At 69.8% G+C, this 23,770-nt stretch carries 25 protein-coding genes; 20 read left to right on the top strand and 5 right to left on the bottom strand.

Going from position 1 to position 23,770, the window contains the following annotated elements; genetic code table 11:
- Positions 1–24: 24 nt before the first annotated feature.
- Positions 25–927 (top strand): glucose 1-dehydrogenase, encoded by a 903-nt coding sequence (locus H507_RS0113085; protein ID WP_022911150.1) that lies wholly within the window; start codon positions 25–27, stop codon positions 925–927.
- A gap of 18 nt (positions 928–945) precedes the next feature.
- Here the strand turns inward: H507_RS0113085 and H507_RS0113080 are convergent, their stop codons facing one another.
- Complete coding sequence (locus tag H507_RS0113080) at positions 946–1,443, bottom strand: O-acetyl-ADP-ribose deacetylase (RefSeq protein ID WP_022911149.1); 498 nt, start codon at positions 1,441–1,443, stop codon at positions 946–948.
- 341 nt (positions 1,444–1,784) lie between these two features.
- Here H507_RS0113080 and H507_RS17495 point away from each other — a divergent pair, with 341 nt between their 5' ends.
- The 3 genes from H507_RS17495 (at position 1,785) to proC (ending at position 4,210) form a co-directional block, all read left to right on the top strand.
- A complete protein-coding gene (locus H507_RS17495; RefSeq protein ID WP_051139823.1) occupies positions 1,785–2,273 on the top strand; it encodes an Rv1352/Rv1906c domain-containing protein in 489 nt (162 codons plus the stop codon).
- Between the two features lie 69 nt (positions 2,274–2,342).
- On the top strand, positions 2,343–3,365 hold the full coding sequence (locus tag H507_RS0113070; protein ID WP_022911146.1) for an aspartate-semialdehyde dehydrogenase: 1,023 nt from the start codon (positions 2,343–2,345) through the stop codon (positions 3,363–3,365).
- Positions 3,362–4,210: a pyrroline-5-carboxylate reductase gene (gene proC / locus H507_RS0113065; protein WP_022911145.1), complete on the top strand. Its 849-nt coding sequence runs from the start codon at positions 3,362–3,364 to the stop codon at positions 4,208–4,210. The genes H507_RS0113070 and proC overlap by 4 nt, the downstream gene beginning before the upstream one ends.
- Before the next feature lie 248 nt (positions 4,211–4,458).
- Here proC and H507_RS17490 read toward each other — a convergent pair whose 3' ends face one another.
- The gene (locus H507_RS17490; protein ID WP_022911144.1) at positions 4,459–5,055 is read right to left on the bottom strand and encodes a DUF1707 SHOCT-like domain-containing protein; all 597 of its coding nucleotides are present in this window, start codon (positions 5,053–5,055) and stop codon (positions 4,459–4,461) included.
- 149 nt (positions 5,056–5,204) lie between these two features.
- Between H507_RS17490 and H507_RS17740 the strand changes: the two genes are divergently transcribed.
- The 14 genes from H507_RS17740 to H507_RS0112990 all read left to right on the top strand — a co-directional run bounded on the left by H507_RS17740 (position 5,205) and on the right by H507_RS0112990 (position 18,578).
- The gene (locus H507_RS17740) at positions 5,205–5,306 is read left to right on the top strand and encodes a 30S ribosomal protein bS22 (RefSeq protein ID WP_002550589.1); all 102 of its coding nucleotides are present in this window, start codon (positions 5,205–5,207) and stop codon (positions 5,304–5,306) included.
- A gap of 198 nt (positions 5,307–5,504) precedes the next feature.
- Positions 5,505–5,780: a glutaredoxin family protein gene (locus H507_RS0113050; protein WP_022911142.1), complete on the top strand. Its 276-nt coding sequence runs from the start codon at positions 5,505–5,507 to the stop codon at positions 5,778–5,780.
- A complete protein-coding gene (gene hemA, locus H507_RS16880; protein ID WP_022911141.1) occupies positions 5,777–7,144 on the top strand; it encodes a glutamyl-tRNA reductase in 1,368 nt (455 codons plus the stop codon). The genes H507_RS0113050 and hemA overlap by 4 nt, the downstream gene beginning before the upstream one ends.
- The gene (gene hemC, locus H507_RS16875; protein ID WP_022911140.1) at positions 7,141–8,151 is read left to right on the top strand and encodes a hydroxymethylbilane synthase; all 1,011 of its coding nucleotides are present in this window, start codon (positions 7,141–7,143) and stop codon (positions 8,149–8,151) included. The genes hemA and hemC overlap by 4 nt, the downstream gene beginning before the upstream one ends.
- A 4-nt stretch (positions 8,152–8,155) precedes the next feature.
- A complete protein-coding gene (locus H507_RS0113035) occupies positions 8,156–9,736 on the top strand; it encodes a uroporphyrinogen-III synthase (protein WP_022911139.1) in 1,581 nt (526 codons plus the stop codon).
- Between the two features lie 43 nt (positions 9,737–9,779).
- Positions 9,780–10,805, top strand: coding sequence for a porphobilinogen synthase (gene hemB / locus H507_RS0113030; protein ID WP_022911138.1), 1,026 nt, complete (start codon positions 9,780–9,782; stop codon positions 10,803–10,805).
- A 17-nt stretch (positions 10,806–10,822) separates the two neighbouring features.
- A complete protein-coding gene (hemL, locus tag H507_RS0113025) occupies positions 10,823–12,199 on the top strand; it encodes a glutamate-1-semialdehyde 2,1-aminomutase (protein WP_022911137.1) in 1,377 nt (458 codons plus the stop codon).
- Positions 12,196–12,867 carry a histidine phosphatase family protein gene (locus H507_RS0113020; protein ID WP_022911136.1) on the top strand — a complete coding sequence of 224 codons (672 nt, stop codon included), beginning with the start codon at positions 12,196–12,198 and terminating at the stop codon, positions 12,865–12,867. Before hemL ends, H507_RS0113020 begins: the two co-directional genes overlap by 4 nt.
- A 2-nt stretch (positions 12,868–12,869) precedes the next feature.
- Positions 12,870–13,481, top strand: coding sequence for a TlpA family protein disulfide reductase (locus H507_RS0113015; RefSeq protein ID WP_051139822.1), 612 nt, complete (start codon positions 12,870–12,872; stop codon positions 13,479–13,481).
- Positions 13,482–13,504: 23 nt separating this feature from the next.
- Complete coding sequence (locus H507_RS0113010; protein ID WP_051139838.1) at positions 13,505–14,254, top strand: cytochrome c biogenesis CcdA family protein; 750 nt, start codon at positions 13,505–13,507, stop codon at positions 14,252–14,254.
- Positions 14,254–15,840, top strand: a complete 1,587-nt coding sequence (resB, locus tag H507_RS16870) for a cytochrome c biogenesis protein ResB (protein ID WP_022911133.1) — start codon at positions 14,254–14,256, stop codon at positions 15,838–15,840. The genes H507_RS0113010 and resB overlap by 1 nt, the downstream gene beginning before the upstream one ends.
- Positions 15,837–16,877 (top strand): c-type cytochrome biogenesis protein CcsB, encoded by a 1,041-nt coding sequence (gene ccsB, locus H507_RS0113000; RefSeq protein ID WP_022911132.1) that lies wholly within the window; start codon positions 15,837–15,839, stop codon positions 16,875–16,877. The genes resB and ccsB overlap by 4 nt, the downstream gene beginning before the upstream one ends.
- A gap of 109 nt (positions 16,878–16,986) precedes the next feature.
- Positions 16,987–17,532, top strand: a complete 546-nt coding sequence (locus H507_RS0112995; protein WP_245558931.1) for an RNA polymerase sigma factor — start codon at positions 16,987–16,989, stop codon at positions 17,530–17,532.
- A complete protein-coding gene (locus H507_RS0112990; RefSeq protein ID WP_040438592.1) occupies positions 17,532–18,578 on the top strand; it encodes a GerMN domain-containing protein in 1,047 nt (348 codons plus the stop codon). Before H507_RS0112995 ends, H507_RS0112990 begins: the two co-directional genes overlap by 1 nt.
- Before the next feature lie 41 nt (positions 18,579–18,619).
- Here the strand turns inward: H507_RS0112990 and H507_RS0112985 are convergent, their stop codons facing one another.
- Positions 18,620–19,429 carry an SDR family NAD(P)-dependent oxidoreductase gene (locus H507_RS0112985; RefSeq protein ID WP_022911131.1) on the bottom strand — a complete coding sequence of 270 codons (810 nt, stop codon included), beginning with the start codon at positions 19,427–19,429 and terminating at the stop codon, positions 18,620–18,622.
- Between the two features lie 32 nt (positions 19,430–19,461).
- Between H507_RS0112985 and H507_RS16865 the strand changes: the two genes are divergently transcribed.
- On the top strand, positions 19,462–20,961 hold the full coding sequence (locus H507_RS16865) for a mycothione reductase (RefSeq protein ID WP_022911130.1): 1,500 nt from the start codon (positions 19,462–19,464) through the stop codon (positions 20,959–20,961).
- Entirely contained in the window at positions 20,961–22,310 is a 1,350-nt protein-coding gene (locus tag H507_RS16860; protein WP_026378202.1) for a glycoside hydrolase family 3 N-terminal domain-containing protein, read from the top strand. The genes H507_RS16865 and H507_RS16860 overlap by 1 nt, the downstream gene beginning before the upstream one ends.
- Positions 22,311–22,345: 35 nt before the next feature.
- On the opposite strand, the gene H507_RS0112970 is transcribed toward H507_RS16860, so the two are convergent.
- Both H507_RS0112970 and pstB read right to left on the bottom strand, forming a co-directional pair.
- Positions 22,346–22,882 carry an AMIN-like domain-containing (lipo)protein gene (locus tag H507_RS0112970; protein ID WP_022911128.1) on the bottom strand — a complete coding sequence of 179 codons (537 nt, stop codon included), beginning with the start codon at positions 22,880–22,882 and terminating at the stop codon, positions 22,346–22,348.
- A 105-nt stretch (positions 22,883–22,987) separates the two neighbouring features.
- Positions 22,988–23,764, bottom strand: a complete 777-nt coding sequence (pstB, locus tag H507_RS0112965; RefSeq protein WP_022911127.1) for a phosphate ABC transporter ATP-binding protein PstB — start codon at positions 23,762–23,764, stop codon at positions 22,988–22,990.
- Between the last annotated feature and the right edge of the window lie 6 nt (positions 23,765–23,770).

Genomic DNA, 23,770 nt, shown 5'->3' with positions numbered 1-23,770 from the left:
CCACCCCACTTCGAGGAGACCACCGTGCCTGATCAGCCCACCACCCCCGACCTTCCCGACCCGCGTACCCAGTACCACTCGGGTGAATTCCCCGAGCAGACCCATGAATGGCCGGGATTCGACCACAAACTGGACCCCAAGGCGGACCACGGTGAGTCCACCTACCGCGGCAGTGGCAGGTTGCTGGGGCGCAAGGCCTTGATCACGGGTGCCGACTCCGGGATCGGACGAGCAGTCGCCATCGCCTTCGCCCGCGAGGGTGCAGACGTGGCCCTCAACTACGTCCCCTCGGAGCAGGACGATGCCGAAGAGGTGGCTGCCCTGATCGAGCAGACCGGGCGCAAGGCCGTGCTGCTGCCGGCCGACATCAGCTTCGAGGAGCCAGCGCGTGGACTCGTCCGCGATGCGGTCAGCGCCCTGGGCGGTCTCGACATCCTGGTCAACAACGCCGGCTACCAGCAGTCCTGCGAGGACCTCTCCGAGCTGACCAGCGACCAGTTCGACAAGACGCTGCGCACCAATGTCTATGCCATGTTCTGGATCACCCAGGAGGCCCTCCCGCACCTGTCGGAAGGCGCCTCCATCATCAACACCACCTCGATCCAGGCCTATGACCCCAGCCCTCATCTGCTCGACTACGCGACCACCAAGGCCGCGATCAACAATTTCACCAAGGGCCTGGCCGCCCAATTGGCACCCAAGGGAATTCGGGTGAATGCCGTTGCCCCCGGGCCGATCTGGACGCCGCTGCAGGTCTCGGGCGGACAGCCGCCGCAAGCAGTGCCGAAGTTCGGTCAGAAGACTCCTCTGGGCAGGGCCGGGCAACCCGCCGAACTGGCCCCCGCCTATGTTTACCTGGCATCGGCCGAGTCGAGTTACGTCGTCGGTTCGACCCTGCACGTCAACGGGGGCGAGACCAGCCCCTGACCGGCGATCGGGTGGGCGTCACGTCAGGTGGCGCTCCACCCGCGCCAGGGTTTCCGGGTCGCGGGCGACGATGAGCGCCCGCTCCACCCTGGTCGGGTTCGACGAGATGGTCTCCACGGCCACGGCGATGGCATCGTCCAAGGGCCACCCGTAGATCCCTGCGCTGACCAAGGGGAAGGCGATGGAGCGCGCCCCCAGTTCGTCGGCCACCTCGAGGCAACGCCGGTAGCAGGATTCCAACAGCGTGCGGTCGGTCTCGCCGGCCGCGTGGTTGGGGCCGACGGTGTGGATCACCCAGCGGGCGGGCATGCGTCCGGCGCTCGTGGCCCCCGCGTCACCGGTGGCGAGGCCGTGGGGGAACTGCTCGATGCACTCCGCCAGGATGGACGGCCCGCCCGCGCGATGGATGGCTCCGTCGACGCCTCCTCCGCCACGCATGGCTCGGTTGGCGGCGTTGACGATCGCGTCGGTGGTCTGGGTGGTGATGTCGCCGAGGACTGCGCTGAGCTGCACCATGGATCCAGTCTGCACCCCGTCGGCGGCTGGGTGGGGGAGTGGCCTCCGGTTGGTCGGGTGGGGAACGAAGGGGCCGTGTCGAAAATCCATGGCCGAACCAAAGCCGACCGCAATGCTCCCCGCACATCAATTCCAGCGAAGAATTCAACATTTGTGGTCAATCGGTCTATTGCTGACCCGCCATCGTGCGTAACATTTCTGCTGTCACCATTCAATGATGAATGGTGCACGATCAGAGCCTGCGGAATGCGCACGATGGGGGAATGTCAATGTCACAACAGAATGGGCCCGTCTGGGGTCCTCAGAATCCTGCACCCGCCTGGGTTGCCCCGCCCGTTCCGGTGAAGCGTCCCGGGCACTGGTACACGTCGAGGTTCGCCGTCGCAGTGGCGGCCGGCGTGGTGGGGCTGGCGGTGGGTGCCTCCGCCGGCGGGGGCGGTTCCTCGTCCGGGGTTGCGGCTGCCGGGCCCACGACGACCGCCACCACCACGGTGACCGCGACGAAGGCCGTGACCCAGCCGGGTGCGCCCGGTGCCACCGTCACGGCCACCGCGACCGTTGAGACGACCAGAACCGTCAAGACCACCGTGACGGCGAAACCTGCACCGCCAGCCGCTGCCATCGAGGAGGACGGGATCTACGAGATCGGGGTGGACCTCCAGGCCGGCACCTACCGGGGGACCGGCTCGACCTGCTACTGGGCCAGGTTGAGCAATGCGAGCGGCGATCTCGAGGCGATCGTGGCCAATGGCAACGGCCCCGCGATCGTGACGATCGCGAAGAGCGACAAGTACTTCGAGTCGCGTCGGTGCACGTGGACGAAGAGGTGAGCCCCCGCTGACCGACCCAGCCCGCGGGACCGGCCGGGCGGTCGGGCGGCCCGCCCGTAGAATCACCCCATGCGAGTTGGAGTCTTCGGAGCCACCGGCCAGGTCGGTGGAGTCATGCGAACCCTGTTGTTGGAGCGCCAGTTCCCGCTGGACGAGGTGCGGTTCTTCGCCTCGGCCCGCTCGGCGGGCACGGTGATCGAGTTCGGTGACAAGCAGGTGACCGTCGAGGACGCCGCCACCGCGGACTTCGCCGGCCTCGACATCGCCCTCTTCTCCGCGGGCAAGGGAACCTCCCTCGAACTGGCACCCAAGGTTGCGGCCGCGGGCGCCGTCGTGGTCGACAACTCGTCCGCGTGGCGGATGGACCCCGAGGTGCCGCTGGTGGTCAGCGAGGTGAACCCCGAGGACATCTCCCAGCGCCCCAAGGGGATCATCGCCAACCCCAACTGCACCACCATGGCCGCGATGCCGGTGCTTCGTCCGCTGCACGACAAGGCCGGACTCACCCGGCTGGTGGTCGCCACCTACCAAGCCGTCTCGGGTTCGGGTGTGAAGGGAGTCGACGCGCTGGCCCGCCAGATCGCGAACACCCCCAATCCCGAGCGACTCGCCCACGACGGAACGGTCTTCGCCGATGGCGACACCTCCCCCTACGTGAAGCCCATCGCCCACAACGTGGTGCCGCTGGCAGGGGCGCTCGTCGACGACGGTTCCGAGGAGACCGACGAGGAGCAGAAGCTCCGCAACGAGTCACGCAAGATCCTGCACGTGCCGAACCTGGCCGTCGCCGGCACCTGTGTGCGGGTGCCCGTGTTCTCGGGACACAGCCTCGCCATCCACGCCGAGTTCTCGAAGCCGATCACCCCGGACGAGGCCCGCGCGCTGTTGGCGGAGGCCCCCGGGGTCGAACTCAGCGACGTCCCCACCCCCCGCCAGGCCGCCGGCGCCGATCCCAGCTTCGTGGGACGCATCCGGGTCGACCAGTCGGTGCCCGACGGCAAGGGGCTCGTCCTGTTCGTCTCGAACGACAACCTGCGCAAGGGCGCGGCCTTGAACGCCATCCAGATCGCCGAGTTGGTGGCCCGCTCGTGACCTCCTCGGACGAGGTGACCCCGGCCCGTCCGCAGCGTCTGGCCATCCTGGGCGTCGGTGTGATGGGCGAGACGATCCTGTCCGGGCTCATCGACGCAGGTTGGGACCGTTCCACCATCGTCGGCACGGATCGCCGCGCCGCCCGACGGTCGGAACTGTCGTCCCGCTACGGCATCGTCTGCCTCGAGAACACCGAGGCGGTGAGGGGCGCCGACACCGTCGTCCTCGTCGTCAAGCCGCAGGACCTGCCGGAGTTGCTGCTCGAGATCCGTCCGGTGCTGGCCCCCGATGCACTGGTGATCACGGTCGCCGCCGGGGTCACCACCGACCTGGTCGAGTCGAAGCTGCCCGAGGGCGCCCCCGTCGTCCGCGTGATGCCGAACACCCCGGCCATGGTCGGCGAGGGGATGGCGGCCATCTCGGGTGGGGTGCACGCCTCGGCCGAGCACGTCGGGCGCGCTGTCGACCTGATGCGGGCAGTCGGCAAGGCGATCGTCGTCCCCGAGAAGTACCAGGACGCCGTCACCGCCATCTCGGGATCGGGCCCGGCCTACCTGTTCTTCGTGGTGGAGGCCATGATCGAGGCCGGTGTGCACCTCGGCCTGCCGCGCGACGTCTCGACCGAACTCGTGGTGCAGACCATGCTCGGCTCGGCAACCCTGCTGCGCGACTCGGGCACCCACCCGACAGTGCTGCGCGAGCAGGTGACCTCTCCAGGTGGGACGACCGCCGCGGCCATCCGCGAGCTCGAGGACCACAAGGTGCGCGCCGCGTTCATGACCGCCATGGAGGCCGCCCGCAACCGCAGTCAGGCCCTCGCCGAGAACCTCCGCGACCAGCACTGAGGGCGACGGCCGGGCGCCACGTGCCGGACGACCCGACCGGGCGCCTGGCCGCTCGCCTTGCCCTCGTTCCTCAGCAGTTGCCCTCGTTCCGCACCAGTTGCCCTGATTGGGAGCAGTTGCCACCGGACAGGGATAGGGCAGATGCGCGATAGGGGGGCAGCCTGTCCCGAAGGGGGGCAGGTGCGCCGAAGCCGGGCAGATTCGACCACGCCCCGAAGGCGAGCCCACCCGAGGGCTCGCTCCCTGTCTCAGCGGCGTCCCAACTCGCGACGGCGCTGGCGCCGTCTGGCCCGCAGGCTCCGTCGGCGAGCGCGGTGGTGCTCCCGGTTGACCTGGTCCTGCTCGGTGTCGGTGGCACCGCGCACCATCAGCAACACCGCCACCGGGATGGCCATGGCCAGGGCAACCCAGACCGGCCAGAAGTAGAGGTGCACCCAGTTCGACCCCAGGTTGAGCGCGACCAACGCCCAGATCGCCACGTTGATCCCGACCACGCCGGCGCCCACCATCGCCACCACGTCCACCGCCACGTCGAGCCCTCGACGCCGCCCGGTCGCCTGCGGCTCCGCGAACACCGGTTCGGACGACCTCGTCTGTGGGCCCGACGAGACCATCGTCAGGTCGCCGACCAGGGGCATCAGCTCGCCGAAGGTGCTCGCGACGCTGGCCTGGTCGAGGCGCTGCAGGTACTCCTCGTGGTTCAGCTGGCCGTCCGCGTAACCACTGGCCAGCACCTCGCGGGCGACATCACGATCACGGTCGGCCAGCCGCATCTGCGGGGCCTGGCGGGGATCGATCCGGAACTGCGTCCAGACGGGGTGGTGAGGGAGGTCGGGAAGGCTCACGGGGTTCAGTCTGCCGCATGGTGTCGATTTCCCCGCAGCAGAGTCGTGCGGGTACAGTGACGTGTCTGCGCCGGGCCGTGTCCCGGTGTGTCCGGACCCTGTCGCTGCTGCGACGGGATCCGCCCCAACATTTCATTGAAAGGCCTGACGTGGGTTCTGTCATCAAGAAGCGTCGCAAGCGCATGGCGAAGAAGAAGCACCGCAAGCTGCTGAAGAAGACGCGCATCCAGCGTCGTCGCGCCGGCAAGTGATCGACGCCGGGGGCGACGGCTGTGGGTTGGTGGCGCCGACTCCTCGGCGCTGACCGCTCCCGCGAAGCTGGCCCCGCGCCCACCTCGGTGGGTGCGGGTTCTGGAGTTCCCGGGGCTCTCTCGTCAACCCCCGACCGGACCCACCCGGAACCACCCACCACCGGGGCGCTCGCCCATGAGGCGCCCCTGCCCGCCCCCGTGCTGGCCGCCAGCCGCGACCATCGCGTCGTCCTGCTGACACGGGAGGGCTGCCACCTGTGCGATGAGGCCGAACAGGTCGTCCGGCAGGTGGTCACCGACTTGGGTGTCGGCCATGCCCGAGTCACCATCGATGACGACCGCGAAACCCGCGATCGTTTCACCACCGAGGTACCCGTGGTGATCGTCGACGGCCGCATCATCGCCCGCTGGAGGCTCACCCCAGGTGATCTCACCAGCGCCTTGGTGCACCGTGCTGAGGAGGAGCAACAGTGAACCTGTTGACACTGTCGATCTCGCACCGCACCGCCCCCATCTCGACCGTCGAGCAGGTCGCGCTCGACGGCCGCGCCGCCGACCTGGTGCAGGCCCGCCTGCTGACCAACCCCGGGATCAGCGAGGCCCTGGTGCTGTCGACGTGCAACCGGACCGAGGTGCACCTGATCAGTGACCGCTTCCACACTGGCCTCGACGCCATCGCCGACGCCCTGGGCTCCCAGACCGGCCTCGATCGCGAGTCGCTCGGCGAGATCTGCGACGTCGCATGGGACGAGGCGGCTGTGCACCACGTCTTCAACCTGGTCGCGGGACTGGAATCACTCGTGGTCGGGGAGAGCCAGGTCATCGGACAGGTACGCGAGGCGCTGCTGCGGGGCCAACGCCGCCACGCGGTCGGCCGCGAACTCAACTCGCTTTTCCAGAACGCCCTGCGGGTGGGCAAGCGGGTGCAGTCCGAGACCGCGATCGGTCACGCCGGACGATCCGTGTTCACCGCGGCCCTCGACCTGGCGCAGGCACAGGGCATCTCGCTCGACCGCCGGCGCACGCTCGTGATCGGCGCCGGCCAGATGGCGGGGCTCACCGCCCGAGGGATGCATGCCCGGCGCGCGGACCTGGTCTGCATCAACCGCACCCGGCAGAAGGCCGACCGGCTGGCCGGCGAGGTCGGGGGACGCGCGGCGAACCTGTCCGACCTGCCGGAGCTGCTGGGCTGGGCCGAGGTCGTCATCACCTGCACCGGGGCCGCCCACAGCCTGATCGATCCCCGCCTGTTGGCCGGGCTCGAGCATCGTCCCGACGTGATCATCGACCTCGCACTGCCAGCCGACGTCGACGACGCGGTGGCCGAGCACACCACCCTGGTGAACCTCACCACCCTGGCAGCAGCCTCGGAGGGCGATCACAGCCACGACACCGAGGTGGCCGCCGCCCGCGCCCTGGTGGCCGAGGAGGTCGCCGACCAGTTGCGCGCCGACCGGTCCAAGGCGGTCACTCCGGCCGTCGTCGCCCTGCGGGCCATGGCCGACCAGGTGGTCGAGGCCGAACGGGCCAGACTCGTGCGGCGCAGCCAGTCGGCTGGGCAACCCCTGTCGGAGCGCCAACTCGACGAGGTCTCCCAGGCCCTGCAGCGGGTGGCCGAGAAGCTGGTGCACGCACCCTCCGTCGAAGCCCGCCAACTGGCCGGCACCGATGTGGCCACCGACTACGCCGACATGTTGCGCCGCCTCTTCCGGCTCGACCTCGACGAGGTGGCCGACCCCGACGCCGCCGCCCCCGAGCACTGTGACACCCATGCGGCGCTGATCGTGGCCTCACCGCGCCTGGGCCTCACCGACCCGATCGCGGAGCAGCTGTCATGATCCACCTGGGTGCCCGTCGTTCCCCGCTGGCCGTGGTGCAGGCCGAGTACATCGCCGGGCTGCTGCGCGGCCGAGGACACGAGGTCACCCTCGTCGGCATCACCTCGGAGGGCGACACCGACCGCCGAGCCCTCACCGAGATCGGTGGCACGGGAGTGTTCGCCGCCGCCGTGCGTGCCCGGCTGCTGGACGGCTCCATCGACCTGGCGGTGCACTCGCTGAAGGACCTACCGGTGGCCCCCCACCCCGGCCTGGTGGTGGCCGCCACCCCGACCCGTGAACGGGTCAACGACGTGCTCGTGGGTCGTCCGATCGACGAGTGGGACGACGCCACCGTCGTCGGCACCGGGTCACCCCGTCGGCAGGCCCAACTGGCCGCCCTGGCGGCCGACCGGGGAATCGCCCCGACCTTCGTGTCGGTGCGCGGCAATGTCGACACCCGACTCAACCTCGTCACCGTCGACGACGACCACGCACCGGCGACGGGGCAGCCGGCCGTGCATGCGACCGTCCTGGCGCGGGCTGGTCTGGCCCGGTTGGGCAAGGTGCCGGCCGAAGGCCCGCTGCCCGCCGACCTGGGCACCACGTCGGGAGCCACGGTGCGGCTGACCGAACTCGGCCTCGACCAGGTGCTGCCGGCCCCGGGGCAGGGCGCCCTGGGGGTGGAGTGTCGCGAGTCGGACGAACGGATCCGCCGGCTGCTCGCCGATCTCGACGACCCTGCCACGCGGGCGGCGGTCACCGCCGAACGCGAGTTCCTCGCCACGCTGGAGGCAGGTTGTCTGGCGCCGGTGGGGGCGTGGGCGCACGTCGATGGCGAAGAACTCGAGCTGCAGGTCTGCGTGGCCGACAACGGAGGCCTCGTCCGACTGCAGGGACGGGCACCCTGGCGCGACTCGACCCGGCATCGTCACCTCGGTCAGGACTTGGCCGAAACGGTGTTGTCGCGGTTGGATGGGTCTCGTCCGGGGGTACTCGAAGGCCCCTCACAGGACTCACGGAGGTGAGGTGATGGGCATGCATCGCGGACGAATCGCCTTCGTCGGCGCCGGGCCCGGGGTGCCCGCGTTGCTGACGCTGGCTGCCGTGGAGGTGTTGCAGCGAGCCGACACGGTGCTCCTCGCCCACGAGGAACAGCGTGAACTGCTGCGCGACCTCGATCTCGGGGACGCCTCCGTCACCCTGATGGCCGAGGGATCAACCCTGCTCGACCACGTGGTGGACGACGGCTTGGTGGCCGTGATGGTCGACGGGGACCCCCTGATGGACGCCCGGGCCACCGCGCTGGCCCGCGAGTGCACCAAGGCCGGCTACGACATCGACGTCATCCCCGGGATCCCCCGCAAGACAGCGATGGCGGAGTTCGCCGGTGTCTCGCTCTCCGATGCCCAGGTCCAGCTGATCACGCTGCACGACCAGGTCGACGAGGACTCCCACTGGGCCCCCGAGGGAACCCTCGTGGTGATCGGTGCCGCCTCCCACATGCCCGAGGTGGAGCGCATCGCCCTCGCCTCCAGGCCCAGCGCCGACGAGCCAGCCCTCGTCACCGTGCGGGCAGGATCCACCTCGCAGACCAGCCGGGGCACGACGGTGGGCAGCATCGCCGCCACCGTGACGGCGCTCGCCGTCGCCGACGACACCACCGTGGTGGTGGTGATCGGACGATCGGCCGGCGGCCAGGAACGTGCCCAACTCGACTGGTTCGAGTCGAAGCCCTTGTTCGGCTGGAAGGTGCTCGTTCCCCGCACCCAGGACCAGGCCGGCCCGCTGGTACGTCGGCTGGCCACCTACGGCGCCGACACCCACCTGGTTCCCACCATCGCCGTCGAACCGCCGCGCACCCCCCAGCAGATGGACAAGGCGGTGCAGGGCATCGTCGAGGGCCGCTACCAGTGGATCGCGTTCACCTCGGCCAACGCCGTCCGAGCCCTGCGCGAGAAGGTCATCTCGTGGGGACTGGACGCCCGTGTCTTCTCCGGGCTGCGGTTGGCCGCCGTGGGTCCCGCCACGGCCGAGGCGCTGCTCCAGTGGGGGCTCAAGGCCGACCTGCTGCCCGTCGAGGACCAGTCAGCCGCCGGGCTCGCTGCGGAGTTCCCCGCGTTCGACGAACTCTTCGACCCGATCAACCGGGTGCTGGTGCCCAAGGCCGACATCGCCACCGACGCCCTCGCCCACGGTCTGGTCGACCTGGGCTGGGAGGTCGAGGACGTGGTCGCCTACCGCACCGTGCGGGCCGCCCCGCCGCCGCTGGACACCCGCGAGATGATCAAGACGGGACAGTTCGACGCCGTGGTCTTCACCTCGTCATCGACCGTCCGCAATTTGGTCGGCATCGCCGGCAAGCCGCACAATGCCAGCGTGATCGCCGTCATCGGCCCGCAGACCGCCGCCACCTGTCGCGAGCACGGACTGCGGGTGGACGTGCAGGCCGAGCACCCCAGTGCCATCGAGTTGGCCGACGCGCTGGCCCGGTTCGCCGAGGAGCGCCGTGACCAACTGGCTGCCAAGGGCAAGCCCAACGTCCGACCCTCCCTGAAGCCCCGCCGCGGGCGTCAACCCGCGGCCCTGCGGAGGCTCCAGGAGAATTCCTGACCCCCTTCCGCCCGACCGCACCCCACCGATTGGCCGTCCTCCTGTGCCCGCTGACCAGTTCACCGATCCCCACCAGTTCGCCCTCGAACTGGCCCATCGTCCGCGGCGCCTGCGCAGCAACCCGGTGGTGCGAGGCATGGTGCGCGAGCACCGGGTGCATCCTGCGCAGCTGATCCTCCCGGTATTCGTCGCCGAGGGCATCACCGACGACCGGCCCATCTCCTCGATGCCGGGAGTGGTGCAGCACACCCTCGACTCGCTCAAGGCCACCGCGGAGCGGGCGGCAGCGGCCGGCCTGGCCGGGGTGATGCTGTTCGGCGTGCCCGAACACAAGGACGCCCGGGGCAGCGGGGCTGTGGACGAGAACGGCATCCTCACCCGGGCGGTCAGGGCCGTCCGAGCGGAGGTCGGCGACCAGACCCTGGTGATGACCGACGTCTGTCTCGACGAGTTCACCGACCACGGCCACTGCGGTGTTCTCGACCGCGCCGGGGTGGTCGACAACGACTCCACGGTGCAGATCTACGCGGCGATGGCCACCCTGCACGCCGAGGCCGGTGCCCACGTCGTCGCTCCCAGCGGCATGATGGACGGCCAGGTCGGCGCGATCCGGCAGGCCCTTGAGGCCAGCGGGCACACCGACACCATCATCCTCGCCTACGCGGCGAAGTTCGCCAGCGCCTTCTACGGGCCCTTCCGGGAAGCGGTCTCGTCGTCCCTGACCGGCGACCGGCTCACCTACCAGCAGGACCCCGCGAACACCCGGGAGGCCCTGCGCGAGGTCTTCGCCGACATCGCCGAGGGGGCCGACATGATCATGGTCAAGCCGGCCCTGCCCTACCTCGACGTGCTGGCCAGGGTGCGCGACTCCGTCGAGGGGCCGGTGGCCGCCTACAACGTGTCGGGGGAGTACGCCATGGTCGAGGCCGCCGCCCGGAACGGGTGGCTCGACCGTGGTCGCGCCATCGACGAGACCCTGCTGTCGATCGTTCGCGCCGGGGCGGACGCCGTGCTCAGCTACTGGGCGCTGGAGTGGGCCGAGCAGTACTGGCACCGCAACCACCGCTGACCCGAAGGGACACCACCATGATCGACTCCACCTCGGCCGAACTCTTCGCCCGTGCCCAGCGTGTCATCCCGGGCGGGGTGAACTCGCCCGTGCGGGCCTTCCGCTCCGTCGGTGGCACCCCGCGCTTCATGGCCTCCGCGAAGGGTGCCTACGTCACCGATGAGGACGGCAACCGCCTCGTCGACCTCGTCTGCTCCTGGGGGCCGATGCTGCTCGGCCACGCCCACCCCGAGGTGTTGGCCGCCGTCGGACGGGCCGCCGCGCACGGCACGAGCTTCGGCGCCCCCACCCGGGCGGAGGTGGAGTTGGCCGAACTGATCGTCGAACGCACCCCCGTCGAACAGGTGCGCCTGGTGAACTCGGGCACCGAGGCCACCATGAGCGTGCTCCGGCTCGCCCGGGGCGTGACCGGCCGGGCCAAGATCATCAAGTTCGCCGGCTGCTACCACGGTCACGTCGACTCCCTGCTGGTGCAGGCGGGTTCGGGTCTGCTGACCCTGCGAGAGGCCGGCGACCAGACCGTGCCCTCGTCCCCCGGGGTCACCGAGGCCACGACCCACGACACCATCGTGGTCACCTACAACGACCGCGCCGGGGTCGAGGCAGCGTTCGCGGCCCACCCGGGCCAGGTCGCCGCCGTGATCACCGAGGCGGCTCCCGGCAACACCGGCTGCCTGCCCCCGTCGACCGCTCCCGGACCCGATGGCAGCCCGGAGCCCTTCAACGCCTTCCTCGCCCGGGTCGCCCGCGCCAACGGTGCGCTGTTCATCTCCGACGAGGTGATGACCGGCTTCCGGGTGAGCAGCCAGGGCCAGTACGGCCTCGACCACGTGGTGCCCGACCTGATGACCTTCGGCAAGGTGATGGGTGGCGGATTCCCGGCCGCTGCGTTCGGGGGCCGAGCCGACGTGATGGCCCACCTCTCCCCGGTCGGTGGCGTCTACCAGGCGGGCACCCTGTCGGGCAACCCAGTGGCCTGCGCCGCCGGTGCGACCACCCTGCGGCTGGCCACCGACGAGGTCTACCAGCACCTCGACCGCACCGCCGACACCCTGCGTGCCGCAGCCTCACAGGCCCTGACCGCGGCGGGGGTGCAGCACACCATCAACTCGGCCGGGTCGATGTTCTCGGTCTTCCTGTTCGACGGTGAGGTGGGCACCGAGCGGCCCGTCACCAACCACGTCCAGGCCGGCGAACAGTCGTCCGAGGCCTTCGCCGCGTTCTTCCATTCCATGCTCGACCAAGGGGTCTACCTGCCCCCCAGCGGCTACGAGTGCTGGTTCCTGAGCGCTGCTCATGACGATTCGGCGGTGGCACGTATCGTGGGGGCACTGCCGGCGGCCGCAGCCGCAGCCCGGCACGCCATCGACCAGAAGGGACGGCGACAGCAGTGAAGGTGGCTCCGCCCACGGACACACTGGTGCACCTGGTGCGCCACGGCGAGGTGTTCAACCCGACCGGTGTGTTGTACGGGCGCCTGCCCGATTTCCACCTCTCCGACAATGGACGAGCCATGGCCGACCGGCTCGGGGAGTGGTTCGCCGACGTCCCCCTGACCGCGCTGCGCTGTTCACCGCTGGAGCGTGCCCGCGAGACGATCGCCCCGATCGCGGCTGCCCACCCCGAACTCGAGGTGGTCGCGGAGCCCGGTGTCATCGAGGCCGTCAACGACTTCGAGGGGCAGGTCTTCGGCGCTGGCAACCAGGCACTGCGCAAGCCCGCCAACTGGTGGAAGCTGCGCAACCCACTGCGTCCCAGCTGGGGTGAACCCTTCACCCACGTGCGCGACCGCATGGTCGAGGCGGTGGCCGAGGCCGCGGTCGCGGCCGGCGAGGCGGGACAGGCGGTCGTGGTCAGCCACCAGTTGCCGATCTGGATCGCACGACTCGACGCCGAGGGTCGCCGCCTGGTGCACGACCCCCGCAAGCGCCAGTGCAATGTCGCCTCGGTGACCACGCTGCACCTGCGCGAGGGGCGCGTCGTCCGGGTCTCGTACACCGAGCCCGCGGGCGACCTGGTCAAGGCCAAGGACCGCGGCAAGAGCTTCAGCTCGGGATCGTGACCATGGTCGAACCACTCCGGGCGCCCCGGCCCGGTGCCGCGCGCTCCCTGTCGCGTCGAGGTCTGCTGAGCGGTCTGGCCGCTGCCTCCTCGCTCGGCCTGGTGGCGTGCTCCTCGAATCCGTCGGCGAGCTCCGACACCGGCTTCGCGCAGGGCGACGGCAGCTTCACCCGGGTGGCGGTGGGCCAACGCAAGCAGTTGCCCGTGCTGTCGGGGCACGACCTCGACCAGTTGGCGCTCACCACACAGGGCCGCAAGGGTCGGGTAATGGTGATCAACGTGTGGGGGTCGTGGTGCTCGCCCTGCCGGGCCGAGGCCGGTCACCTGCTCGAAGCGGCCAGGAAGACCGCCGACGTCGCCGACTTCATCGGCATCAACACCCGCGACCTCGACCGGGCGCCCGCGCAGAGCTTCGTCCGTTCGTTCGGGCTCACGTGGCCCAGCTTCTACGACCCCGACGGTGCGCTGTTGATGAAGCTGACCGATCTGCCACCCAAGGCCATCCCCTCGACCCTGCTCGTCGACCCCAGCGGCGGAATTGCCGGACGAGTGCTCGGTCAGGTGTCCACCTCGACCCTGGTGACGGCCATCGGTGACCTGGTGGCGGGCAAGTGACGCCGCTCCAGGTGCTCGTTCCCCTGCAGGGGTGGATCGAGAGTTCCATCCAGGGTGGGCTGCTGCTCGCCCTGCCCGTCGCCCTGCTGGCCGGGTTGGTCAGCTTCTTCTCGCCGTGCTGCCTGCCCCTTTTGCCGGGCTACCTGTCGTACGCCACCGGTCTGGGCGTCAGTGAGATCTCGGCCGGACGAACCCCCCGCGGCCGGATGGTGGCGGGCACCGCCCTGTTCGTGCTCGGCTTCGCGGTCGTCTTCACGCTCACCGGGGCGACCGTCGGCGGCCTCGGCGGAACCCTGTTGGTGCACCAGCGCCTGATCTCGGTCATCGCCGGGGTCGTGATCATCGGGTTGGGTCTGTTGTTCGCCGGCTGGCTGCCGATCGGGCAGGGCACGATCAAACTGAGCCGCGCCCCCAAGGTGGGGGTCGCGATGGCCCCCGTGCTGGGACTGGTCTTCGCGATCGGGTGGACACCCTGCATCGGCCCGGCGCTGTCGGTGGTGCTCTCCCTGGCCTTCACCGAGGGCTCCGCCGGACGCGGTGCCCTGCTCGCCTTCGTCTACGCACTGGGGCTGGGCATCCCGTTCCTGCTGGCCGCCGTGGCCTTCGGCTCCTTCGGCCGGCTCGTCGGTTTCGTCCAGCGGCACCAACGGGTCTTCCAAGTCGTGGGAGCAGCGCTGATGGTGCTGGTCGGGATCGCCCTGATGAGTGGGGTGTGGGACCGAGCCATGGCCGAACTACGGCAGGTCGTCGTCAACTGGGGGACACCGATCTGATGAGTGACCAAGCACCCGAGATCGGCTTCGTCGGCATGGCCCGCTGGCTGTGGACCCAACTCACCAGCATGCGCACGGCCCTGGTGTTGCTGTTCCTGCTGGCCTTCGCCGCGATCCCCGGATCGCTGGTGCCGCAGTCGTCGACCTCGCCCTCGCGCGTCGCCCAGATCGCGCGTGACCAGCCGGGGCTCGACAAGGTCTACCGCTTCCTGGGCATGTACGACGTGTTCACCTCGGTGTGGTTCTCCGCCATCTACCTGCTGCTGTTCGTCAGCCTCGTCGGCTGCATCCTGCCGCGCGTCATGGTCTACGCCCGCGCCCTGCGCAACCCCCCTCCGGCGCTGCCCAGCCGACTCGACCGGCTGCCGGAGTGGGGACGCGGGGAGCTGACCGGCGTCGAGGCGGACGAGGTCGTGGCCGCGGCCGAGGGGTGGCTGCGCCGCAAGCGTTTCCGCACGCGCAGGACCGACCTGCCCGACGGCACCGTCGGACTGAGCGCCGAGCGCGGCTACCTGCGCGAGTTCGGCAACCTGCTCTTCCACGTGAGCCTGGTGGTGGTGCTGGTCGGCGTCGCCTGGAACACCCTGTGGGGATCGAAGGGATCGGCCATCGTGGTCGAGGGACAAGGCTTCTCGAACAACATCACCCAGTACGACGAGTTCCACGCCGGGGCCGCCGTGAACACCGACCACCTGCCCCCCTTCTCACTGGTGCTCAACCGGTTCACCGCCACCTTCGAGACCGGACCGGTGCAGACCGGGGCCGCCCGCGAGTTCCGCGCCGACGTCACCGTCACCGAGCAGTCGGCCAGCGGTGACGCCTCGAGCAGCAGACGCACCATCGAGGTGAACCACCCCCTGAACGTGCACGGCACCACGATCCACCTGATCAGCCATGGCTATGCGGCCAACGTCGAGGTGCGCGACGGCTCGGGCAACCTGGCGTTCGCGGGCCCGGTGGTGTTCCTGCCCCAGGATGGCAACTTCAAGTCGGCAGGAGTCATCAAGGCCCCTGACGCCCGGCCCGAGCGGCTCGCCTTCGAGGGCTGGTTGCTGCCGACCGCGACGGTCGACGCCGCCGGCCCGCGCTCACTGTTCCCCGACGCCCTGAACCCCGAACTCTTCCTCAACGCCTGGTCGGGCAAGCCGAAGCAGGAGACGGGTCGTCCCGAGAACGTCTACGTGCTCGACACCACCGGCCTCACCCAGATCAAGAACGGCAACGACCTGCTCCGGCTGCGGCTCAAGCCCGGCGACACCTACCAGCTGCCGGACCAGCAGGGTTCGATCACCTTCCGCGGCTACCAGCGCTGGACGAAGATGCAGTTCTCCCGCGCGCCGGGGCTGCCCTTGGTCTTCGGATCGCTCGCCCTGGGGGTGTTCGGCATCTGCCTCAGCCTGTTCGTCCGACCCCGTCGACTGTTCGTGAAGCTGCGCCGCGAAGCCGATACGGGCACACTGCTGGTGGAGGCGGCTGGTCTCGACCGCGCCGACTCCCGCCTGGGACTCTCCGACGACGTGGCCGACCTGTTGGTCGCCACCGGCGCCGACCCCGACAACCCGACCGATCAGGAGGCCACGCCATGACGTTGACCAACTACTCCGCGCTCGCGATCGTCACCTCCGCAGTGCTCTACCTGGTCGCCTTCCTCTGCCACGCGGCCGAGTGGGCCTTCCTGCGGGGGGTGCCCGTTGCCGGGAACGCCGACCAGGCCGACGACCACGACCCGGCCCGCCTGCGCGGTGACCAGGCCGGGCGGTTCGGTATCTCGTTGACGGTGCTGGCGGCTGCCGCACACCTGTTCGGGGTCGTCACGCGCGGGCTGGCGGCCGGTCGGGCGCCGTGGGGCAACATGTACGAGTTCGTGATCTCGGCGCTGGCCTTCGTGGTGATGGCCTTCCTGGTGGGGGTGTGGCGTTTCGGGCTGCGGTGGCTCGGCGGCCCCGTCACCCTGCTGCTGGCGATCGGGCAGGGCCTTGCCGCCACCGTCTTCTACGTGGCCGTGGCCCCGCTTGTACCCGCCCTGCACTCCATCTGGTTCGTGATCCACATCGTCGCCGCCTGCATCTCCGCGGCCGCTTTCAACGTCGGCGGACTGGCCTCCCTGGTCTACCTGCTCAAGTCGCGGGCCGTGAACCGGGCGACGCCCACCGCACCCGTCGTGAGCGACGAGGGCGGCGAGCCGGGGTCGTCGCTCCCGGCCTCGCACACCGAGGTAGTGCCCACCGGTGGCACCACGGCGGTGCTCACCCGCAGCCGTCGTCGCCAGCGGACCGACCCGGTGCTCACCGGCTTCCTGGCCCGGGTGCCCTCCCTCGACAGGCTCGACACCCTCGCCTACCGGCTGCACGCGTTCGGCTTCCCCGTGTGGACCTTCACCGTCGCAGCCGGGTCGATCTGGGCCGAGTACGCCTGGGGGCGGTACTGGGGGTGGGACCCCAAGGAGACCTGGGCCCTGATCACCTGGGTGGTCTACGCCGGCTACCTGCACGCGCGGGCCACTGCCGGGTGGAAGGGCCGCAATGCGGCCATCATCGCCCTGGTGGGCATGGCCTCGTTCTGGTTCAACTTCATCGGCGTCAACCTGTTCATCAACGGGTTGCACTCGTACGCGGGGATCTGAGCGCGACCGACCGGTTGCACGAACCCCCCAACTGGAAAACTCCTCCCGATGACAACCGCAGCCGTGTCCCGGACGTTGCCGGGGTGTGACGATCCTGCTGGAACGACCGGTGACGACCACCGTGTGGACGAGGCGTCCGATGGATCGTGACACCACCGGCGAGGTCTGGCTGCGCGACCTCTACACCGCCCACTGGGCTGGCATGGTGCGCCTGGCCTCGTTGCTGCTCGGCTCGTCCGACCAGGCCGAGGAAGTGGTGCAGGACGGCCTGGTTGCGGTGCACCACCGGCGGGAACAGTTCGACTCGATGGAACACGCCGCCGCCTACCTGCGGATGACCGTGGTCAACCGCTGCCGGTCGGTGCACCGCCACCGGGCCGTGGTGAACCGGTATCGTCCCGACCCACGGGCCGGGGTCGAGACCCCCGAGGCAGCCCTCGACCGAGGCGAGACCCATGACGAGGTGATGATGGCTCTGCGAACGCTCCCCCAACGCCAGCGAGAGGTGTTGATCCTTCGCTTCTACTCCCAGGCCAGCGAGGCCGAGATCGCGGAGACCCTCGGCATCTCGAAGGGCGCCGTCAAGTCACACGCCCACCGCGGCATGCAGGCATTGCGCCAGTCCCTGGCGCCGGTCGTGAGGGAGGGGCGGTGATGGACGAACCGATGCCTCTGGGCGACTTGCCGGAGGACGAGTACACCCAACTGTTGCGCCAGGTGCTGCGGCGCGAGGGTGACAGGGTGCGCCCCTCGGACCGCTTCGCGGACCTGTGGGCGGTCGCCGAGGAGTCACGCATCGAGGACGAGCGCCCGCGTTCGGGAACCTTCCGCTGGCTGGCCGCCGTGGCCGTCGCCGCCGTGGCGGTCGGGGTGGCGCTGCCGCTGCTGGCGCCGGGGTTGCTGCCCAACCCGGCCGCGTCCAGCGCGACCTCACCCGCGTCCTCGCCGTCGATGACCTCGCAGGCCCCCACCGGCCCCCCGTCCATCCCCACCATCAACCGCGAGGTGGCCGTCTACTACGTCGACTCCCACGGCTCACTGGCCCGCGAGTTCCGTGACCTGCCGACCCAGACCGACCGGCTGACCACCGCCGTCGCCGCCGTGCTCAACGTGGCACCGCTCGATCCCAGCTACAGCTCGCGATGGTCGGGTGGACAGGTGAACTCGGCCCAGGTGGCGGGCAACCGGATCACGCTCGACCTGTCGAAGACAGCTTTCGGGTCGATGCAGACCAGGGCGCAGGTGCTGCAGGGCATCAACCAGGTGACCTACACCGCCACCGCCGCCGTCGGCGATCGCAACGGACAGAAGGTGGTGCGCATCCTGGTGGACGGTTCACCCAACCTGCCGCTGATCGGTGCCCCCAGTACCGACTTCACCCGCTCCGGGGTCGAGCCGCTCACCGACGTCATCGTCGACTCCTTCGAGTACGGAGAGGCGATCACCTCGCCGGTGACGATCACCGGTCAGGTCAAGACGACGGCCCTGACCGGCACGGACGGACTGTCGTGGTCGATCGTCGCCAAGGGTGCCTCCGCGTCGGGATGGAAGGCGGTGACCTTCGGCAAACCCGCGGGTGGCTACACGCCGTTCACCATCCAGGGTCCCGACCTGGCGGCCGGATCGTACGCCCTGCACCTGGAGTACACCTCGCCCAAGGACGGCCAGTTGCAGGTCGTGAAACTGTTCCTGGTGCGCTGAGGTCCTTGGTGCGCTGAGGGCCCTGCCGGCGCGGACCGGCGTCAGCGCTGCTGCATCACCCGGTGGGAGATGGCCAGCCCCAGCCTCGTCGGGGCCAACCGGCCCGCCACGGCCTGGGCCAGGTTGAGCGGGCCGTCCACCACGGTGGGCAGGCCACGCCCGAGGCCACGGAAACAGGTCTCGACCACCTGCTCGGGAGTACGGCGCCACCCCAGCGCCTTCGAGTCACCGGCCACCTCGAAGAACCCGGTCTCGGTCGGGCCGGGGCACAGGGTCACCACCTTGACCCCGGTGCCCTTGAGCTCATGCCACAGTGCCTCCGAGAAGGAGCGCACATAGGCCTTGGTGGCGGCGTAGACGGCCATCCCCGGCAGGGGCTGGAAGCTGGCGGTCGACGAGACGTTGATGATGGTGCCGCGATGCTGCTGCAGCATGCCCGGCAGGTAGCGCTGGGTGAGGTCGGTGAGCGCCTCACAGTTCACGCGCACCTTCTCGAGGTGGCGTGCCGGGTCACCGGCGGCGAAATCACCGATGGTGCCGAAGCCGGCGTTGTTCACCAGCGTCTGCACCCGCAGCCCGCGCCGCGAGATCTCGGCGACGAGTTCGTCGCGTTCCTCCTTGACGCCGAGGTCGCACGTCAGCACCACCGCCTCGACACCCTTCGCCCGCGCCCGCTGGGCCGTCCGCTCGAGTGCGTCGGCGCGTCGGCCGGTCACGACCACGTTGACGCCCTTGGTGGCCAAGTGGTCGACGAAGGCCTCACCGAGTCCGCCGGAGGCGCCCGTGACCAACGCCCAACTGCCGGGTTCTGGTGCGCCGGGTTCTCGGCTGCCGGTTCCTGGGGTGTTCATGGGCCGATTCTAGGGCGTGCAAGACTGGCGCCATGACTCCTGTTCCGGCGCAGCAGCAGCCCGCCCCGTACGACCTGTGCGTGATCGGTTCGGGGTCGGGCAACTCCCTGCTCGACGAGCGTTTCTCGGGCTTGCGGGTGGCCTTGGTCGACGAGGGTGTGAACGCCGAACTCGGGGCCCCGGTGTTCGGTGGCACCTGCCTCAACGTCGGCTGCATCCCCACCAAGATGTTCGTGCTGCCCGCCGACCTGGCCGCCAGCCCGCACGAGGCGCACCGGCTGGGGGTCGACCTCGACCTGCGGAGAGTGCGGTTCGACCAGGTGCGCGATCGCATCTTCGGTCGCATCGACGCCATCTCGACCGGCGGGCTGCAGTGGCGCGAGCAGCAGCCCTGGGTGGACGTGTACCGCCAGCACGCCACCTTCGTCGACGGGCACACCCTGCGGCTGGCCGACGGTACCCAGGTGCGGGCCGAGCAGTTCGTGCTCGCCGCCGGTTCACGTCCCCACCAACTCGAGGTGCCGGGCTTCGACGAGGCCGTGCAGGCGGGACTGGTGCACACCTCGAACACGGTGATGCGCATCCCGGCCCTGCCTCGACGGATCGTGATCCTCGGCGCAGGCTTCGTCGCCGCCGAGTTCGCCCACGTCTTCGCCTCCTTCGGGGCGGAGGTCACCCTCGTCCACCGCGGTGACCGGTTGCTGAAGAAGGCAGACGAGACCATCTCGCGTCGGTTCACCGCCGCCCTCGGCGAGCGGGTCACCCTGCAGCTCAACCAACAGGTGGTGCGTCTGGAGCGGGTGGCCGCCTCCGCCACGCAAGCCGGGACCGTCGTCGTCGTGACCACCACCGCCGATGGCACCGAACTGCGCCACGAGGCCGACCTGGTGCTCAACTCGACTGGCCGGGTCTCGAACTCCGACAGCCTCGAGGTCGGCCGCGCGGGTGTCGACGTCGACGCCGCCGGATACGTGGTCGTCGACGAGTACCAGCGAACCTCCGTCGACCACATCTGGGCACTGGGTGACATCTGTTCGCGCTGGCAGCTCAAGCACGTGGCCAACCACGAGATGCGGGTGGTGCAGCACAATCTCTCCCACCCGAGGGACGAGTGGGTGCGCGCCGACCACCGCTTCGTGCCCTGCGCGGTCTTCTCCGACCCGCAGATCGGCCAGGTGGGCCTGACCCAGGCGCAACTCGAGGCTGCCGGCATCGACCACATCGTCAAGGTGCAGGAGTACGGCGACGTCGCCTTCGGGTGGGCACTGGAGGACCGCACCCATTGTGTGAAACTGCTGGCCGACCCACACACCGGCCAACTGTTGGGCGCGCACGTGATGGGTCCCCAAGCCGCCTCGCTGGTGCAGTTGTGCGTGCAGGCCATGAGCCTGGGCACCGACATCGAGACGATGGCGCGAGGCCAGTACTGGATCCATCCCGCGCTGACCGAGGTGATCGAGAACGCCCTGCTCGGGCTGGTCGAACAACTGCCCCGCCGGAGCCCTCGGACCGACCAGGCACAGGAGGGGTGATGACCCGACGGCTGCGACTCGCTCCCTCGCTGCTGCTGGCAGGCTCCCTCGCCCTCGGCCTGGCGGCCTGCAGCGGGGTGCCCACCACGGAGCCGTCGACCGGGGTCACCGCCACCGGGGGCAGCCGACCTCCCTCCGTGCCGACCCCCGCCACCTCGCAGTCGTCCACCACGTCGGTGGGGCACCAGACCCCGACCCCGGCGTCGAGCCCACCGGGAAGCGCGACCGCCAGCAGGACGAGTTCCCCTTCGACGGCGCACTCCAGCGGTGCCTCCACGCCACCGGCCAGCACCGCGCCCGGGCAGCGACCGACCCCGCCGTCGGCCTGTCGGCAGGTGGTCGACCAGATGACGGCCAGGCAGCAGGCGGGGCAAGTGTTGATGATGGGGGTCAACGGCGCTCCGGTCAGCGATGACCAGCTGGCCGTGATGGAGCGCTACCAGGTGGGTTCGGCCGTGCTGCTCGGCAGCTGGGACGGCGCCTCCCAGGTGCGCGCCTCGACCAGTCGGCTGACGGGTCTCAACATGGCGGTGCCCGTGGTGGTCGCGGCTGACCAGGAGGGCGGAAGCATCCAGCGACTGCAGGGCCCCGGCCTGCCACCGATCCCCAGTGCCCGCGCCCAGGGCACCCTGACGCCCGCGCAGCTGACCTCCAACTGGACGAAGTGGGGAGGACAGATGACGGCGGTGGGGGTGCGCTACGACCTGGCACCGGTTGCCGACGTGGTGCCGACCGACAAGCTGACCACCAACGAACCGATCGGACGACTGGGTCGCAACTACGCCACCACCAGCAGCCAGGCGGCGCCCTTGGTCGCCGGAGTGGTCACCGGTCTCGACCGAGCGGGGGTGGCCAGCAGCCTGAAGCACTTCCCGGGGTTGGGCCAGGTCACCTCCAACACCGACATCGCCGCAGCCACCGACACCACCATCGCCCGCGACGATGCCGGGCTGGCCGTCTTCCGCGCGGGGATCCGGGCAGGGGCCAGTTCGGTGATGATCTCGAGCGCGTTCTACACCCGCATCGACCCCGACAACCAGGCGGTCTTCTCCTCGACCGTCATCACCGGCATGCTGCGGGGCGACCTGGGTTTCCGGGGTGTGGTGATCTCGGACGACCTGGGGGCCGCCGCATCCGTCCAGGGTGTGCCCAGCGGGCAGCGGGCCGTCCGCTTCGTCGAGGCCGGCGGAGACCTGGTGGTCAACGCCAACCCCCAGACCATCGGCACGATGTCGAACGCGCTGGTTGGCCGGGCACAGTCCTCGTACCGGTTCCGGCAGCGCCTGGCCCAGAGCGCCACCCGGGTGGTCGAGCTGAAACAGTCGCTCGGCCTGGTCAGGTGTGGCTGAGCAGGGCTCGGCCGGAACCGGTCGAAGGGGTCAGGTCACCAGTGGTGGGCGACGTCGACCACCACACGGGTCTTGTTGGTGGTGGCGTCGTACAGGGTGAACACTCGGAACGGCAGCCGAGCCCGCACACCCAGACCGAAGGAGGACTGGCCCTCGAAGGAGCCGGCCCAGACCACCTGTCGGAAGGTCGTGTAGCCGCTGACGTTGGGCATGGCGGGACGGGTCCAGGAGGCCGCGCGGACCATGACCTGGAGTTTGGCCCCACCGGCGACGGCGACGGGCATGCCCGAGGCGTCCATGGTGATCTGCGAGACGTAGCGCACGTCGTAGCCGGTGACCCGGCCCTTGATGTCGACGACGAGACGGTCGTAGCAGGGGTGTTCACCGGCACGCAGGCCGGTGACGGTGCTGGTGGTCATCCTCGACGACGACTTGGCCAGGGACCCCCAGTAGATGCCGCAGTACGGGGTTGCGGCGGAGGCACTCGTGGTCGCGAGGGCGACGGGTGCGGCCGTCACAGCGACGCCCAGGGCAAGGGCTGCCGCGCTGCGGCGGAGGGTGGTGCGGAACATGGTTCCTCCTCGGTGTGTTGGTGCCCCGTCAACGCCCCCACCCCGGGGGGCGTTGACCCAGCGTCGACGGGCCGCCAAAACTTCAGGAATCCACCAGCTCCCGGCTCAGCCGAAGCGTCCCGTGATGTAGTCCTCCGTGGCCTGCTTGGTCGGGTTCGAGAAGATCTTCTCGGTGTCGTCCAGCTCCACCAGCTCGCCGGGTTGGCCCTGCGCGGCCAGGTTGAAGAAGGCGGTGCGGTCACTCACCCGCGAGGCCTGCTGCATGTTGTGGGTCACGATCACCACCGTGTACTCGTCCTTGAGTTCGTGGATCAGGTCCTCGATGGCCAGGGTCGAGATCGGGTCGAGGGCCGAGCAGGGTTCGTCCATCAGCAGCACGTCGGGCGAGACGGCGATGGCGCGGGCGATGCAGAGGCGCTGCTGCTGACCCCCCGACAGGCCGATCCCGGGCTTGTCGAGCCGGTCCTTGACCTCCTTCCACAGGTTGGCCCCGCGCAGCGACTTCTCGGCCGCCTCGTCGAGCACCTTCTTCGACTTCACACCGTTGAGCTTGAGGCCGGCGACCACGTTCTCGTAGATCGACATCGACGGGAACGGGTTGGGCCGCTGGAAGACCATGCCCACCTGCCGGCGGACGGCGACGGGGTCCACGTCCTTGCCGTAGAGGTTGATGCCGTCGAGCAGCACCTCGCCCTCGCAGTAGGCGCCGGGGATCACCTCGTGCATGCGGTTGAGGGTGCGCAGCACGGTGGACTTGCCACACCCGGACGGCCCGATGAAGGCGGTCACCGACCTGGGTTCGACCGTCAGGTTGACCGACTGCACGGCGTGGTGGCTGCCGTAGTAGATGTTGAGGTCCTTGACCTCGATGCGCTTGGCCATTGTGTC

Origin of the sequence: Aestuariimicrobium kwangyangense DSM 21549, from assembly GCF_000421525.1 — a bacterium.
GTDB classification, from domain to species: domain Bacteria; phylum Actinomycetota; class Actinomycetes; order Propionibacteriales; family Propionibacteriaceae; genus Aestuariimicrobium; species Aestuariimicrobium kwangyangense.
The sequence above is the reverse complement of the archived record's forward strand: the minus strand, read 5'-3'. Positions and strand labels throughout refer to the sequence as shown.

Excerpts from the sequence above, each read along its gene's own strand:
- resB (WP_022911133.1), top strand. The coding sequence starts at position 14,254 with ATGAGTGACCAAGCACCCGAGATCGGCTTCGTCGGCATGGCCCGCTGG.
- hemC (WP_022911140.1), top strand. The coding sequence starts at position 7,141 with ATGATCCACCTGGGTGCCCGTCGTTCCCCGCTGGCCGTGGTGCAGGCC.
- ccsB (WP_022911132.1), top strand. The coding sequence starts at position 15,837 with ATGACGTTGACCAACTACTCCGCGCTCGCGATCGTCACCTCCGCAGTG.
- H507_RS0113080 (WP_022911149.1), bottom strand. The coding sequence starts at position 1,443 with ATGGTGCAGCTCAGCGCAGTCCTCGGCGACATCACCACCCAGACCACC.
- hemL (WP_022911137.1), top strand. The coding sequence starts at position 10,823 with ATGATCGACTCCACCTCGGCCGAACTCTTCGCCCGTGCCCAGCGTGTC.
- H507_RS0112985 (WP_022911131.1), bottom strand. The coding sequence starts at position 19,429 with ATGAACACCCCAGGAACCGGCAGCCGAGAACCCGGCGCACCAGAACCC.
- H507_RS16865 (WP_022911130.1), top strand. The coding sequence starts at position 19,462 with ATGACTCCTGTTCCGGCGCAGCAGCAGCCCGCCCCGTACGACCTGTGC.
- pstB (WP_022911127.1), bottom strand. The coding sequence starts at position 23,764 with ATGGCCAAGCGCATCGAGGTCAAGGACCTCAACATCTACTACGGCAGC.
- H507_RS16860 (WP_026378202.1), top strand. The coding sequence starts at position 20,961 with ATGACCCGACGGCTGCGACTCGCTCCCTCGCTGCTGCTGGCAGGCTCC.
- H507_RS0113070 (WP_022911146.1), top strand. The coding sequence starts at position 2,343 with ATGCGAGTTGGAGTCTTCGGAGCCACCGGCCAGGTCGGTGGAGTCATG.
- H507_RS0112970 (WP_022911128.1), bottom strand. The coding sequence starts at position 22,882 with ATGTTCCGCACCACCCTCCGCCGCAGCGCGGCAGCCCTTGCCCTGGGC.
- H507_RS0113015 (WP_051139822.1), top strand. The coding sequence starts at position 12,870 with ATGGTCGAACCACTCCGGGCGCCCCGGCCCGGTGCCGCGCGCTCCCTG.
- H507_RS0112990 (WP_040438592.1), top strand. The coding sequence starts at position 17,532 with ATGGACGAACCGATGCCTCTGGGCGACTTGCCGGAGGACGAGTACACC.
- H507_RS0113035 (WP_022911139.1), top strand. The coding sequence starts at position 8,156 with ATGGGCATGCATCGCGGACGAATCGCCTTCGTCGGCGCCGGGCCCGGG.